Here is a 14,905-nt window from a genome sequence, read left to right on the forward strand (position 1 = left end):
CATTGATATAATAGCGCGATATTTATCTTTATTCATCAATACGTTCCGTTTAGGTATCTCTCTATGTTGCTCTCTTCAATTATTCATCACACACGAGGTGATTTTGTTCGCAGGCTTATTGCGATTGCACTGCCCATCACCTTGCAGAGCATTATGTTTTCAAGCCGAGGCTTGGTGGATGTATTGATGTTGGGCCAACTTGGCGAAGCAGACATCGCAGCTGTGGGGGTGGCGAGCCGAGCGATGTTCGTGACGACCATTATGCTGGTGGGTGTTACCACGGGCGGTGCTCTTCTTACTGCTCAATATTGGGGCGCGGGTAACAGACAAGGTGTGAGAGAAAGCACTGCGCTGACGTGGCTGGTGTCGACACTGTTTGCTTTACTGACTATCGCGTTTTTCGTTTCATTTCCTGCACAAATCATGGGCGTGACGACCGACTCTCAAGAGGTCATCAACTTAGGCGTTGAATACATCGTAATTACGTCATTTAGCATGCTAGCGGTATCGTGTGTCAGCAGTATGGCTGTGGGTTTGAGAGCGATGCACAAACCCGGGCTAAGTACATTTTTCAGCGGTATCGGCATCCTGTCTAACGTGTTCTTAAACTGGGTGCTGATCTTCGGTAACTTAGGCTTTCCTGCGCTTGGAATCAAAGGTGCGGCGATTGCGACGGTACTGAGTGGCGCGATTGAAGTCGCGACTTTGTTTGGTTATCTCTATTTCTCTAAGCATTTATTAGCATTTAAGTTTTGCGATATTAAAGCGGCAGCTTCGATTGATAAGGTGGTTCGCTTCTTGAAGCTGTCTCTGCCGACCACGTTTAACTTCTTAGCATGGGCGGGTGGTTTGTTTGCTTACCACGCGATCATGGGGCAATCGGGCGTTCAAGGTCTGGCTGCGCTATCGGTCATGACGCCGGTTGAATCTATCTCATTGAGTTTATTGATTGGCCTTTCGAATGCGGCAGCTGTTTTGGTGGGTAATCAACTTGGTGCGAAAAACAATGAAGCGGTTTACTATCAAGCGCTTGGCTTAACAATTTTGTGTTTCTTAACTAGTATTGTTGTAGCCGTTTTTCTCTATTTCGTTCAAACGCCAATACTTAATGCCTTTAGCGCACTGACGGAAGAAACCAGAGCCCTCTCAGAGAAGTTCATTCTGATCCTCTGTGTGGGTATTGTCATTCGCTCGGTGCCATTGACTGTGATCGTTGGGGTGTTGAGAGCGGGTGGTGATGTGAAGTTCTGCCTCTATCAAGATTTGATTGCTCAGTGGGTGATCGGTATCCCATTGGCAGCCATCGCGGCTATCTATTTTAAGTTTCCACCTGAGTGGGTATATCTGCTTTTCTTAACGGAAGAAGTCCTCAAGTGGGGCGGGTCGCTCTATCGCATGAAAACAAGAAAATGGATTAAAAACTTGATAGGAAGTTGAAGTAGGGCGCACCAATCGTATCACTTTATCGTTGGCGTGTGATCTATCTTTCAAAATACTTCCTCCTAACAGGGAATTAGTGTAGATTCTCCTTCCAAATTCTAACTAATGCGAGCTGTTTAATGTTAAAGCTGTCAGACCTATGTAAAGGCTATGTCGATGGGGGGGAGTTTCACCCTGTTTTGCAAGGTGCTGAATTAACATTAAACCAAGGTGACCAGCTGGCATTAATGGGAGAAAGCGGTTCAGGTAAAAGTACTTTACTGAATCTTATCGCGGGCTTAGACCTAGCGGACTCAGGTGAAATCGCTTTTCCTCACTTCAATATGCACGACTCAACCGAGCGTGACCGCACCGCTTATCGCAGAAACAACATTGGCCATATTTTTCAGCAATTCAACTTACTGCCAACGTTAAATATTGCCGATAACATCCGTTTTTGCCGCCAGTTAAAAGGCTTACCTGAAGACAAAGGTCTCTGGAGACAGATTCTCTCTGCTTTAGATCTTATGCCTTTACTTGGCCGTTACCCTGAAGAAGCGTCTGGTGGCCAACAACAACGTGCGGCCATTGCGCGTGCGCTGTATATGGAACCAAAAATATTGCTGGCCGATGAGCCGACCGGTAGTTTAGATGAGCGTAATGCAGAAGCGGTAATGCGTTTGCTGACCTCTTTGGCTCGTCAATTAGAATGTACGTTGCTGTTGGTAACACACAGTGAAAAAGTAGCTCTGCATATGGATGGTAGGATCCGTCTGCAAGGAGGGCAACTGCATGTTATGGCCCGTAGTTAAGGCACTACTCGGTCACTATCGACGTTACCCACTGCAGATTATTTTGGTATGGCTTGGTTTAACCCTCGGCGTATCACTTTTGGTTGGTGTTACTGCTATCAACCAACACGCCAAGCAAAGCTATGCGCATGGCGAAAAACTCTTTTCGAATCCTCTTCCTTATCGTATTCGACCAAAACACAACGCTAATAAAATCCCGCAAGGCTTTTATATCCAACTTCGCCGTGAAGGTTTTCAACAGTGTTCTCCTCTTGATCACCATCGTATCACTGATGAAAATGGCGCAAACTTCATGGTTGTCGGTATAGATCCTGTTTCTATGCTTCAGCTACAACCTGGTATAGCGTTAAAAGATCTCACCGCTTTGAACCTCATGAAGCCACCATATCCAATCCTTGTCAGTGATGATCTTGCTGAACACATGGAATGGCACAACGGTGATTACATCCCTTTGATGGATGGTTCTGAACTTGGTCCTGTGGTTGTTGATCAAAATAATATGATTAATGGTACAAGGTTGATTGCGGATATCTCCTTGCTCCGAATGCTTAAACGCAGTGCTGGGCTTTCAGTGATTGCTTGTTCAGACATGCCCACTGAGAAGTTTGAACGTCTTAAAAATATGTTACCTAATGGTTTGACGATCTCTCGTAGCTCTAAGGCAGAGCTTGAGTCGCTGACCAGTGCGTTCCACTTAAACCTAAAAGCGATGGGTATGCTGTCGTTTGTGGTTGGTTTATTTATTTTCTATCAAGCGATGTCGTTGTCATTTATTCAGCGCCAACCGTTAGTCGGAATCTTAAGACAAACAGGTGTATCGGGCTGGCAATTGGCTAAAGCGCTTTGCTTAGAATTGTTGATATTGGTCGTACTGAGCTGGATCTGCGGTAATGTATTCGGTGTCATGTTAGCCAACCAATTGTTACCAGCGGTATCTTCAAGCTTAGGCGACTTATACGACGCCAACGTTGGCTTAACGATCGACTGGAATTGGCGATGGAGCGGCTACAGCTTATTGATGGCGTTACTTGGTGCGTTTTTAGCGTGCGCTTGGCCATTGGTTCGTTTACTTAAGTCTCAACCGATTCGTCTGTCTTCTCGTTTGTCTTTGATGCGTTTTGCGGGTACCGAGTTCACTTGGCAAGCGTTGATTGGCTGTGGCTTCTTGGTTGCTGCTGTTGCTGTGTATCAAGCCCCTCAGACTCAAGAAACGGGTTTTGCGATTATCGCGCTAATGCTGATCAGTGTGGCGCTATTTACCCCGTTTTTGATGTGGAAGTTATTTAACAGCCTCTCTTATTCGTTGCGCTGGGTTCGTGCTCGCTGGTTCTTTGCTGATGCAGCTTCCAGTATGAGCTACCGTGGCGTGGCGACGATGGCGTTTATGTTAGCCTTAACAGCCAATATTGGTGTAGAAACCATGGTCGGTAGCTTTAGAGATACCACTGATAAATGGCTAACACAGCGTTTGGCTGCCGATCTGTATATTTACCCAACCAACAATGCCGCTGCTCGTATGAGTAATTGGTTATCTGACCAACCTGAAGTGGATTCGGTTTGGTGGCGTTGGGAGAAAGATGTGGCGTCTCCAGTCGGTAGTATTCAGGTGGTCAGTACGGGGCCTTCTGAAGGTGAGCTAGAAGCGCTGACGATCAAATTAGGTATTCCGAATTACTGGTATCACTTACATCACTCTAAAGGCGTGTTGATCAGTGAATCGATGTCTCTCAAGCTGGGGATTCGCCCTGGCGACTACATCGACCTCTATGATAGTCTCGGCTCTGGTTGGCAGGTTGTCGGTGTTTATTACGATTACGGTAATCCTTACCATCAAGTCATGATGTCGCATCGAAACTGGCTGTATGGCTTTGCAGGGCGGGGTAATGTCGGCCTTGGGGTAATACTCAAAGACGATGTGAATTCATTAGGGCTTCGCAGCCGATTAGAAAGCGTATTCAGGCTTGGCTCCGAGCGCGTTTTCGATAACAACAACATCCACAGTCAAGCGATGCGGGTGTTCGATAGGACGTTCGCGATTGCAGATACATTAGGTAACATCACCTTGGTTATCGCCGTCTTCGGTATTTTCTTTGCGACGGTTGCGGGAGAAGTGTCTCGCCAAAGGCATATTTCCTTGCAGCGCTGTTTGGGTGTCTCGGCGAAAGAACTGATCCTGACAGGTAGTTTGCAGTTGTTTGTGTTTGGGCTTATTTCCTCCTTAATTGCGATTCCGCTCGGATTAGCGCTAGCGAGCCTAATTGTTGATATCGTGATAAAGCAGTCTTTTGGGTGGTCACTTGAGTTACAAGTGATTCCTTGGGACTATTTGCAGACATTTGCATGGGCCATGGCAGCATTGATGCTAGCTGGTGCTTTACCAGTGATGAGAATGATTCGGAACACTCCGATGAAGTCACTGAGGGATGCGCTTTAGTATGTTTTTACGGAATACTTCAACTAAGTTAAGACAACGAATTCTGTCTTCTCTGCTATTAATCAGTTTCTTCGGCATCTTTTTAAGTGTTTGGGGTTATTACTCCTATTTCATCGATCCTGGTGAAAAGGGCGTGAATGAAGTTAACTCAATATTGGTTAATGAACACTTCAATGTGTTCGAACCTGTTTTGCCAGACCGTAATGTTTCGCTACCACAAGATTTTAAGTTCCACCCAGAGTTTCAGCACGAGTGGTGGCATTACTTCGCGTCTTTGAAAGGTGATGATGGTAAAGACTATTCGGTTCAGTGGAGTTTTTTTCGTATCGCAACGGACGAACGTGAAACACCGGGGTGGCAAAGCCCTCAAGTCTATATCTCAAATGTGGTGGTCTCTTCTAAGTCCAAAGTATGGAAAGAACAGCGCATGGCTCGTGGCGGTATTGGCCAAGCGGGAATGACTAATCGTCCATTCAGACTTTGGATTGATAACTGGAACTGGCGTGCACTCGGCAATACCCCATTCCCAGGACGCCTTCAAGTGCAAACAGACACGTTTGGACTTGAACTCGACACCATTGCAAAAGGGCCCTATGTGCTCAACGGCGATAACGGTTATCAGAAAAAGCACGACTTATTACCTGTCGCGTCTTATAACTTCAGCGCTCCATTTTTATCGTTGAGTGGTGTGTTGAACCTAGACGGCGTTACCAAGGAAGTGGAAGGAACTGCGTGGGTACATAAAGAGTGGGGCAGTGGCTTACTTGGAGTGGGCCAACAAGGTTGGGATTGGTTTGTATTTAACCTCGCTGACGGCACAGCGCTGAGCATTAACCGCTATCGTCATAACCAACAGTTGCCTTACATATTCGGGACATTAGCAACGCGCTCAGGCAAAGTTTACCAATTAACGGAATCCGACATTTCCATTCAACCATTGCAAAATACAACGTTGATGAATGGAAGACGGATGCCTTTGCAGTGGATCATTAACGTCCCTAAGCATGATATCAACCTCACAACGCGTATTATACGCAGGGATATGTGGCTTCCATTTGTCATACCATATTGGGAAGGGCCGATTAAGGCGAGCGGGAGTCATGAAGCGACAGGCTTTATGCAGTTAACTGGCTACTAAAAAACACCTAAGGCTATAATTTGATAGCCTTTTTTTATGCCTGCGCCTTTTAGCGTCCCCCAATGAATTGTGCATACAGGTTCGATGATCTCATCTATACTTAATTCATGGTGCATAACAACATTATGGAATATACGACGTATTGTTTAGTATTTGTAGGAAAAACCGAAGTTAAACATCCGAAGAAGTGATTATCTATCGATTACGCTTGGATATAAACTCATGGTTATTCTTTGTTATTCGTTTATTTAAATAATAAATATAAGGGCGAAATCATGACCGACGTCATCCGTGACTTCTTTAAAATGGAATCTGCTGGCGGCATCATACTAGTCATCGCTGCGGCGATCGCAATGTTTGTAGCAAACTCACCACTGAACGAAATGTACCAAGGCGTATTGCATAGTTACGTTCTTGGTATGTCTGTGTCTCACTGGATTAACGATGGCTTAATGGCTGTCTTCTTCCTTCTAATCGGCTTAGAAGTTAAGCGCGAACTTTTAGAAGGCGCATTAAAGTCTAAAGAGACAGCAATCTTCCCAGCTATCGCAGCCGTTGGCGGTATGCTAGCTCCGGCACTTATTTACGTGCTATTTAACTCAAGTAACCCAGAAGCGCTTCAAGGTTGGGCTATCCCAGCGGCAACTGATATTGCATTCGCATTAGGTATCATGGCGCTTCTTGGTAACCGTGTACCGGTTAGCTTGAAGGTGTTCCTATTGGCTTTAGCAATTATCGATGACCTTGGCGTTGTTGTTATCATTGCACTGTTCTACTCAGGCGACCTATCAACGCTTGCGTTAACGGTTGGTTTCATCGCAACTGGTGTGCTGTTCATGCTAAACAACAAGCATGTAACTAAGCTGAGTGTGTATCTCATTGTTGGTGCAATTCTGTGGTTTGCAGTATTGAAGTCTGGTGTTCATGCAACGCTGGCTGGTGTAGTGATTGGTTTTGCTATCCCACTGAAAGGCAATAAAGGTGAACATTCTCCGCTGAAGCATCTAGAACATGCTCTGCACCCATACGTCGCTTTTGCAATCTTGCCAGTCTTTGCTTTTGCAAACGCAGGTATTTCATTGGAAGGTATCTCAATCTCAAGCCTAACAGGTATGCTACCGCTTGGTATCGCTATGGGTCTATTGATTGGTAAGCCTCTTGGTATCTTTGCATTCAGCTGGGGTGCGGTGAAATTGGGTGTTGCTAAGCTCCCTGAAGGTGTGAACTTTATGAACATCTTCGCAGTATCTGTCCTGTGTGGTATTGGTTTTACAATGTCTATCTTTATTTCATCACTAGCATTTGGCCCAACGAATGTAGAGTTTGACACACTAGCTCGACTAGGCATCCTGATGGGATCTACAACAGCTGCAATTCTAGGTTACTTCCTGCTAAGCGTTTCTTTACCGAAAACAGCAAAGCAACAAGAAGTAAAACTATAATCAGCGGTAGGCTCGTTTAACGGCGAGCCTATTCACTGATTAACAAGCTAACTTCTGAGTAGCAAGACGAGTCACAGAATCATCCTCCCCGATTCATGTGACAGCAAAGAACAAAAAAGCCGTGATAGGGTTTCCTATCTCGGCTTTATTGATCCTAACTGCTAGTATTTTTAGTTTGGTTAGTTATTGATGATCTAAAACTCCTAGATTCAACTCATTATTTTGATCGGCATGAATTGCGGATCGTTTTGGATGACCAGAGTGACAGTGTCATGTTATTTTTCTAGCGTGGTAAATATGGTCCACTCCTCGACGATCTGCTCATTCAGCCCGACAACCGTTGCTGTTACTCGACGGTTCAGTGCATGAGAAGTAGCATCGTTGCCATCGCTCTCTAAGCGGTTTTCACCGTAACCGACAACTCTTACTCGGCTCGGGTCTATACCATTCGACAATAATTCATCTTCAACGTGGTGAGCGCGCTTCTTTGATAACTCTAAGTTGTATTCACTCGCGCCGACTTTACTGGCGTAACCTTGAATTTCTATCGATGCACTTTGGTAGGTTTCTAAGAACTCAGCCATGGTAGTGATTTGATCTGAGAAGATAGGGTTAACTTCATAGGAGTCATTGGCGAAAAGGATGTTCAGCCGTCTGACTTCTTGCGAGCTAACCGTCTCTCCACAGCCTTCGTTGTCTACCAGAGACGACTCTGGTGTGCCAGGACAGGTATCTCGTGCATTGACCACACCATCGTTATCATCGTCTTGCAGGTCAGAAATTTGCTCCGCTTCTGGCGTTTCTATGTAGGGCTCTTCATTTTGGCTAGAGCATGCACATAGCGTTATCGTTAATGCGGAAAGTAATAAATAAGGTCTCTTCATCATTAATACTCCACTGCCGTTGTCCACTCGTCTGGAATGTCGACCAGTAGAGCGTTCAATAGAGAGCCTGTCGCGTTCATTACACGGTATTTAGCGTACTGTTCAGAGTAATGCGCATCTAAGTAATCTTTGCGGGCTTCAAACAATTCGTTTTCAGTGTTAAGCAGATCAAGTAGCGTACGTTTGCCGATTCGATATTGTTTCTCATAAGCGATAACGGTTTCTGACGCCGAATCCACGTGATCAGACAAGAAGTTCTTTTGTTGTAACGTCAGATCCAATGCACTCCAAGAGAGGCGAAGGCCTTCTTCAACTTGTCGATAAGCACGATCTCTTAGATCTTTTGCTTTATTGAGTTGGTAAGCTGCAGCTTCTGAATTAGCACTATCGGTACCACCGTTGTAGAGGTTGTATCGCATTCTCAACATTGCCAAAGTCTCTTGGCTCGAACCTTCATCGCCTCCAGCATCATCTCGCCATGATTGAGATGCCTCGATAGAGAACGTCGGGTAGTCAACCCCTTTTGATTGTTTGTACTGGAAGTGCGCTGAATCGACATCTGCAGTCGCGACTTTGATGACTGGGTGTTGGTCCAGAGCATCAACAAGCGCGTCTGATAATGACAGAGGAATCATAGAAATATCGGCTCTTGGGTAGACTAAGCCAAGCGGTTCTTGACCCACTATTCTTCTAAATTGGGTGTGGGTATCAATTAGGTTGTTCTGTGCGGCTAATAAGTTGCCGTGAGCTTTTGCAATCCTTGCTTCTACCTGAGATACATCTGCGGTTGAGCCTATGCCTGAGACTGCACGCTTTTTGATGTCTTTATAGATTTTCTTGTGGATAGCGAGGTTACTTTCCGAAAGGGCTAAAACTTCAGTTGCTTTGACTGCGTCTAAGTAGATCTGTGTGACCTCTAGCGCTTTGTCTTCGGCATCCGCGAGCAATTGCAAACGAACCGATTCTGCTTCTGCGGCAGTACGATCAATATCATTGAGAGTCGATGAACCATCCCACAGCAACTGAGTGAGGGAAATCGTCGCTTCCTTTCTTGTGAGATCGGTATCGGGGCCGTTATTTGGTGCAGGGTTTATGCCTTCGTAACCAATACCAGCATCCAGGTCGATACTAGGTCTATAAGCACCACCTGCGGCGTCATTTCGTTTCCGTACACTCACAAACTCATTAAAGATACTCTTTATCTCAGGGTTTGTAGCCAAGGTAATGGCTACGGCCTGTTCTAAAGTTTGAGCAGAGAGTGGAGCTGCAATAACTAAGCAACACATAATAGGTAATTTCAACAGTCTCAAAGTAGGTCTCCTTCTACTTTTAAAAGCTCCCGCCGCTTCCCAACAAGCGTTTAACTACTTAATTGAAAAGGGTATTAAACGAAGCTTAGGACATCTGCAAGAAATTGCTAAGTTTGTTGGCTTTATTTCGAATGTAAGTCTCTATCCTTATTGATTAATTTACCAATAGTAGCAAGTGGCAAGCTTCGAATGGATGCACCGTAAATAGAGGAAACGTAGTATTAGGTTTGGACTCAGATAGGTAAACGTTGGCTAGTAGGTTGTTTGAAATACGAGTTCCAGTGATAACAATGTGCCAAGCATGGTAGTTCGACTCTTAGGAAGAAATGACAGCATATAAAGAGGCGGTCGCGCTGTTCAGGTTGTAGTTAGTAGCTGTGAAGAGGGGTAAGTAAGGCTCACTCTCGTCCCAAACAACAAACAAAAAAAAAGCCCAAACCAACGTGGTTTGGGCGGATACAAGTATAGGAGTTAATAAGGAAAATGCAGTAATTAAGAAAGCAGTGAGAAGAACAAGTTTGACGGCCTGTTAAACTTCTAAATACGCTGTTTTCTACCTAATTTAGGACTCTCCATTTCCATTTCAGTTCCAAGAAAATTCATTATTTTTTTCTTTTTTTATAAACACACAGCGATTCAATCGGTTAGTGCTGAGTTTCATTAACTGGTACGACCAATTTGTGAAAATGTGATGTTGCTTGCTTGTTAAATAAATGTACAAAGCGTATATTTCAAACAGTTGTTTAATACGAGTGATTGAAATGGCACCAAGAAGTACAACCAAAGACAAAATCTTAGATGTGGCTGAAGGCTTATTTGCTGAGCACGGTTTTAATGACACCTCTTTACGTACGATTACGAGTAAAGCGAATGTCAACTTAGCTTCAGTGAACTATCACTTTGGCGATAAGAAGACTCTGGTTCGTGCGGTACTCAATCGTTACTTAGAAGCATTTATGCCAGCACTGCAAGATGCATTAGTGAACTTAAACTTGAACGAAACGTATTCTATGAGTGACGTGTTTGAGTCGTTGAGACAGCCACTAAGAGCACTTAATGATGTTAGGCCAAATGGTACAAGCCGATTCATGTTACTTATCGGCAGAGGCTATACGGATGTGCAAGGACACTTGCGTTGGTTCATTACTACTCGCTACAGCGAAGTACTTTCTTTGTTTACGACATCTGTAATGAAGGCGAATCCGAACCTCACTCAAGAACAGTTATTTTGGCGATTACACTTCACCCTAGGGACTTGTGTATTCACCATGGCATCAAGTCAGGCTCTGGTAGAAATTGCAGAGAATGACTATGACAGAAAGATAGATGCTAAGGCAGTGGTCGATATTCTTATTCCATATTTAGCCGCTGGCATGTCAGCAGAAGAATAAAACAATAAAAAGCGAAACATTCACAACCAATATAGTGAACAAAAGGATCTGAACTATGAGCTCTCTAAGACAAAAATGGGTAAGTGACCCAGCTTTTAAACTCTTTAAAAAAGTACTACCACCACTATCTAGCACCGAGAAAGAAGCGATGGAAGCGGGTAGCGTGTGGTGGGACGGAGAGCTGTTTTCTGGTAAACCAGATTTCACTAAGCTGCACCAATACCCAAAACCTCAGCTGACAGCAGAAGAGCAATCGTTCATGGATAATGAGCTTGAAACCTTGCTCGCTATGCTTGATGACCACCAAATTGTAAAAGAAGATCGAGACCTTCCTGAAGAGGTGTGGAACTTCTTACGCAAAGAGCGTTTCTTTTCGCTAATTATTGCGAAAGAGTATGGCGGTCGTGAATTCTCAGCACACGCTAACTCAACTATCGTAACTAAGATTGCGACTCGCAGTATCAGTACTGCGGTTTCAGTAATGGTTCCAAACTCTCTTGGTCCTGGTGAGCTGCTGTCTCACTACGGCACTCAAGACCAAAAAGACTACTGGCTACCTCGTCTTGCTGACGGTACAGATATCCCATGTTTCGCACTAACAGGCCCAGAAGCGGGTTCTGATGCGGGTGGTATCCCTGATGTCGGTACTGTGTGCATGGGCATGCACGAAGGTAAAGAGACGCTAGGTATCAAGCTTAACTGGAACAAACGCTACATTACACTAGCACCAGTGGCGACGGTACTTGGTCTGGCTTTCAAACTGCACGATCCAGAAAAGCTACTGGGTGACAAAGAAGACATTGGCATCACTTGTGCGCTAATCCCGGCTGACCACGAAGGTGTTGTGATTGGTGAGCGTCATGACCCACTTGGTCTTGCGTTTATGAATGGTCCAACACGCGGTCACGATGTATTTATTCCTATGGAATGGTTAATCGGTGGTGCCGATTACGCAGGTAAAGGCTGGCGTATGCTGGTGGAATGTCTGTCTGCAGGTCGTGGTATCTCATTACCCGCACTTGGCACGGCGATGGGCCACCTAACGGCGAAAACGACCGGCGCATACGCTTATGTTCGTAAGCAGTTCGGTATGTCGATTGGTAAGTTTGAAGGAGTTGCAGAGAGTTTAGGTCGTATTGGTGGCTTAACGTATCTACTAGAAGCGACTCGTACACTAACAACTACTTCACTCGATATGAAAGAGAAGCCGGGTATCGTTACGGCTATCGCGAAATATCACATGACAGAAATGGCGCGTACTATCCTGAATGATTCAATGGATATCCACTCTGGTCGTGCAATTCAAGATGGTCCAATGAACTACTTAGCTGCGCCTTACCTAGGTATTCCAGTTGCTATCACAGTAGAAGGTGCGAACATCCTAACTCGTAACCTGATGATCTTCGGTCAAGGTGCGACACGTTGTCACCCATACGTATTGAGCGAAATGGAAGCGGCAGCGAACCCAGACGAGAAGCAAGGTGCAAAAGACTTTGATAGCTTGTTGTTCAAGCACATCTCTCACGCAACTAAGAACACGTTTGGTGCGTTCGGTGCGGCATTGACAGGCTCTAAGTTCATTAAAGCGGATATGAGCGGTCCAACGAAGCCTTACTACCAAGACTTAACTCGCTTGAGCCGTGCGCTTGCAGTGAGTGCGGATTTCGCAATGCTTACACTAGGTGGCGAACTGAAACGTAAAGAGCTTATCTCTGCACGTCTAGGTGATGGTCTAAGTTACCTATACATGGCGTCTGCAGCGCTTAAGAAGTATGAAGATGAAGGTCGTCAACAAGCTGACCTAGACTACGTACACTACGCGGTTCAACACTGTTTCCATAACGCGGCTAAATCGCTACAAGAAGCGTACAGAAACTTCCCGAACAAGATGGTAGGTAAAGTACTTAAAGGTCTAGTTTTCCCTGTCGGTAACCACTTCGAAAAACCAAGTGACAACCTAACAGTGCAACTAGCAGAAAGCTTGATGACTCCGGGCGCACACCGTGAACGTCTGACTCACCTTTGCTACATCGGTAAGGAAGAAGAGGATAGTGTTGGCCTAATGGAGAATGCGTTCAATGCGATGTACAGCATCAAGCCTCTCGAACGTAAGATCTTCAAAGCAGTGAAAGAGGGCAAAGTGGCTCGTAAAGGTCTATTGCAAGATAAACTTGCTCAAGCACTGGCGGCAGATGTTCTTACTCAAGACGAAGTTGACCAAATCATTGCAGCAGACAAACTTCGCTACGCAGCGATTCAAGTTGACCACTTCAGTCATGATTACAGTGAAACTTTGACGCGAAAAGAGTTAAAACCTAAGCTAAATAGCGTTGCTTAGATAAATAAATGACAAAAGGCACCTTATTAGGTGCCTTTTTTTGTTTTTGTCGTAGAAGTTGCAATAGAGGCGTTAACAAATGGTGACTTTGTCAGCAAATATTCACTGAGTGCTCCAACCACTTGCATTTTCGCCACATTTTTACAGAAATTAGATGCCATTTGCGTACGAAACTTTTATCCTTAACCTGATTTTTTAAGGAAGTTGAATATGATCATCAAACCTCGAATTCGCGGATTCATCTGTACTACAACACATCCAGTCGGTTGTGAAGCTAATGTAAAAGAACAAATTGCTTACACAAAAGCTCAAGGCCCAATCGCAAACGCACCTAAACGTGTACTAGTTGTTGGCTCTTCAAGTGGCTACGGCTTGTCTTCACGTATTGCGGCTGCATTTGGTGGCGGCGCTTCAACTATCGGTGTTTTCTTTGAGAAAGCCGGTACTGAGAAAAAGCCTGGCACAGCTGGTTTCTACAACTCAGCAGCGTTCGACAAGTTTGCTAAAGAAGAAGGCCTATATTCAAAAAGCCTGAACGGCGATGCTTTCTCTAACGAGGCTAAACAGAAAACAATTGACCTGATCAAAGAAGATCTAGGCCAAATCGATATGGTTGTATACTCACTGGCGTCTCCAGTGCGTAAAATGCCAGAGACTGGCGAAGTAATTCGTTCATCTCTAAAGCCTATCGGTGAAACGTACACGTCAACTGCGGTTGATACGAACAAAGACACAATCATCGAAGCAAGCGTAGAGCCTGCAACTGAAGAAGAGATCAAAGACACTGTTACTGTAATGGGCGGTGAAGATTGGGAACTTTGGATCAATGCTCTTTCTGAAGCTGGTGTTCTAGCGGACGGTTGTAAGACGGTTGCTTACAGCTACATCGGTACTGAACTAACGTGGCCAATCTACTGGGATGGCGCACTAGGTAAAGCTAAGATGGATCTAGACCGTGCAGCGACAGCGCTGAACGAGAAGCTAGGCCAAACTGGCGGTACTGCAAACGTTGCTGTTCTTAAGTCTGTAGTGACTCAAGCAAGTTCTGCAATCCCTGTAATGCCTCTTTACATCGCTATGGTGTTCAAGAAGATGCGTGAAGAAGGTATTCACGAAGGTTGTATGGAACAGATCTTCCGTATGTTCAGCCAACGTCTATACAAAGAAGACGGCAGCGCGCCAGAAGTGGATGAAGTGAACCGTCTACGTCTAGATGACCTTGAGCTTCGCGAAGACATTCAAGATCACTGTCGTAACCTATGGCCTCAAATCACAACTGAGAACCTAAAAGAACTGACTGACTACGTAGAGTACAAAGAAGAGTTCTTGAAGCTATTTGGTTTCGGTGTTGAAGGTGTTGATTACGAAGCTGACGTTAACCCAGCTGTTGAATTTGATGTAGCTGACATCTAATTCAAGTTATCGAATCTAAACGAAATAGGCGCTCATTGAGCGCCTATTTTTTTGTCTGCTATTTGGTTCAAGAGATTAAGAGCAGATATGGGATTCGAGTGGCGGGATGCGAAGAGATTTAAGAGCGGATACGGCTACCGCGATTCGAAGGGGGACAAGAGTAGAAATAAGGGATGAAGAGAGTTAAGAGCAGGAGTGGGGAAGAAGGCTTGAACCGCTTAAAACAGGTTATAAAAAATGCACTAACCCAAAGTGAATTAGTGCATTTGAAATATCTAAGCTTGGCTGCTTTTAATGCAGCAGATGCTAGGGCGTGTTGATCTT

The 14,905-nt window shown here is 44.9% G+C and carries 10 protein-coding genes; 8 read left to right on the forward strand and 2 right to left on the reverse strand.

Going from position 1 to position 14,905, the window contains the following annotated elements:
* Window positions 1-63: 63 nt before the first annotated feature.
* The 5 genes from AB4274_RS03980 (at window position 64) to nhaA (ending at window position 7,245) form a co-directional block, all read left to right on the forward strand.
* Window positions 64-1,437: an MATE family efflux transporter gene (locus tag AB4274_RS03980; protein ID WP_017060384.1), complete on the forward strand. Its 1,374-nt coding sequence runs from the start codon at window positions 64-66 to the stop codon at window positions 1,435-1,437.
* 122 nt (window positions 1,438-1,559) lie between these two features.
* Complete coding sequence (locus tag AB4274_RS03985) at window positions 1,560-2,231, forward strand: ABC transporter ATP-binding protein (protein WP_017060385.1); 672 nt, start codon at window positions 1,560-1,562, stop codon at window positions 2,229-2,231.
* The gene (locus AB4274_RS03990) at window positions 2,212-4,665 is read left to right on the forward strand and encodes an ABC transporter permease (protein WP_372111070.1); all 2,454 of its coding nucleotides are present in this window, start codon (window positions 2,212-2,214) and stop codon (window positions 4,663-4,665) included. Before AB4274_RS03985 ends, AB4274_RS03990 begins: the two co-directional genes overlap by 20 nt.
* Window positions 4,655-5,803, forward strand: coding sequence for a lipocalin-like domain-containing protein (locus AB4274_RS03995; RefSeq protein WP_372111073.1), 1,149 nt, complete (start codon window positions 4,655-4,657; stop codon window positions 5,801-5,803). Before AB4274_RS03990 ends, AB4274_RS03995 begins: the two co-directional genes overlap by 11 nt.
* 275 nt (window positions 5,804-6,078) lie before the next feature.
* A complete protein-coding gene (gene nhaA / locus AB4274_RS04000; protein ID WP_010441484.1) occupies window positions 6,079-7,245 on the forward strand; it encodes a Na+/H+ antiporter NhaA in 1,167 nt (388 codons plus the stop codon).
* 275 nt (window positions 7,246-7,520) lie between these two features.
* On the opposite strand, the gene AB4274_RS04005 is transcribed toward nhaA, so the two are convergent.
* Together AB4274_RS04005 and AB4274_RS04010 are read right to left on the reverse strand one after the other, a co-directional pair.
* Window positions 7,521-8,132: an OmpA family protein gene (locus tag AB4274_RS04005; protein ID WP_136978082.1), complete on the reverse strand. Its 612-nt coding sequence runs from the start codon at window positions 8,130-8,132 to the stop codon at window positions 7,521-7,523.
* Window positions 8,132-9,439 carry a TolC family outer membrane protein gene (locus AB4274_RS04010; RefSeq protein ID WP_136978081.1) on the reverse strand — a complete coding sequence of 436 codons (1,308 nt, stop codon included), beginning with the start codon at window positions 9,437-9,439 and terminating at the stop codon, window positions 8,132-8,134. Before AB4274_RS04010 ends, AB4274_RS04005 begins: the two co-directional genes overlap by 1 nt.
* A 761-nt stretch (window positions 9,440-10,200) precedes the next feature.
* Between AB4274_RS04010 and AB4274_RS04015 the strand changes: the two genes are divergently transcribed.
* From AB4274_RS04015 to fabV, 3 genes are all read left to right on the forward strand, one after another.
* Window positions 10,201-10,830 carry a TetR/AcrR family transcriptional regulator gene (locus AB4274_RS04015; RefSeq protein ID WP_017065403.1) on the forward strand — a complete coding sequence of 210 codons (630 nt, stop codon included), beginning with the start codon at window positions 10,201-10,203 and terminating at the stop codon, window positions 10,828-10,830.
* Between the two features lie 55 nt (window positions 10,831-10,885).
* Complete coding sequence (locus AB4274_RS04020) at window positions 10,886-13,168, forward strand: acyl-CoA dehydrogenase (RefSeq protein WP_136978080.1); 2,283 nt, start codon at window positions 10,886-10,888, stop codon at window positions 13,166-13,168.
* Between the two features lie 210 nt (window positions 13,169-13,378).
* Window positions 13,379-14,581 carry an enoyl-ACP reductase FabV gene (fabV, locus tag AB4274_RS04025; protein ID WP_017065406.1) on the forward strand — a complete coding sequence of 401 codons (1,203 nt, stop codon included), beginning with the start codon at window positions 13,379-13,381 and terminating at the stop codon, window positions 14,579-14,581.
* Window positions 14,582-14,905 lie beyond the last annotated feature (324 nt).

The organism is Vibrio sp. 10N.261.55.A10 (genome assembly GCF_041470825.1).
Lineage (GTDB): Bacteria > Pseudomonadota > Gammaproteobacteria > Enterobacterales > Vibrionaceae > Vibrio > Vibrio crassostreae_C.

What these genes read in the sequence shown, in the direction of transcription:
- AB4274_RS03980 (WP_017060384.1), top strand. Translation starts at nt 64, where the DNA reads ATGTTGCTCTCTTCAATTATTCATCACACACGAGGTGATTTTGTTCGC.
- AB4274_RS03985 (WP_017060385.1), top strand. Translation starts at nt 1,560, where the DNA reads ATGTTAAAGCTGTCAGACCTATGTAAAGGCTATGTCGATGGGGGGGAG.
- AB4274_RS03990 (WP_372111070.1), top strand. Translation starts at nt 2,212, where the DNA reads ATGTTATGGCCCGTAGTTAAGGCACTACTCGGTCACTATCGACGTTAC.
- AB4274_RS03995 (WP_372111073.1), top strand. Translation starts at nt 4,655, where the DNA reads ATGCGCTTTAGTATGTTTTTACGGAATACTTCAACTAAGTTAAGACAA.
- nhaA (WP_010441484.1), top strand. Translation starts at nt 6,079, where the DNA reads ATGACCGACGTCATCCGTGACTTCTTTAAAATGGAATCTGCTGGCGGC.
- AB4274_RS04005 (WP_136978082.1), bottom strand. Translation starts at nt 8,132, where the DNA reads ATGATGAAGAGACCTTATTTATTACTTTCCGCATTAACGATAACGCTA.
- AB4274_RS04015 (WP_017065403.1), top strand. Translation starts at nt 10,201, where the DNA reads ATGGCACCAAGAAGTACAACCAAAGACAAAATCTTAGATGTGGCTGAA.
- AB4274_RS04020 (WP_136978080.1), top strand. Translation starts at nt 10,886, where the DNA reads ATGAGCTCTCTAAGACAAAAATGGGTAAGTGACCCAGCTTTTAAACTC.
- fabV (WP_017065406.1), top strand. Translation starts at nt 13,379, where the DNA reads ATGATCATCAAACCTCGAATTCGCGGATTCATCTGTACTACAACACAT.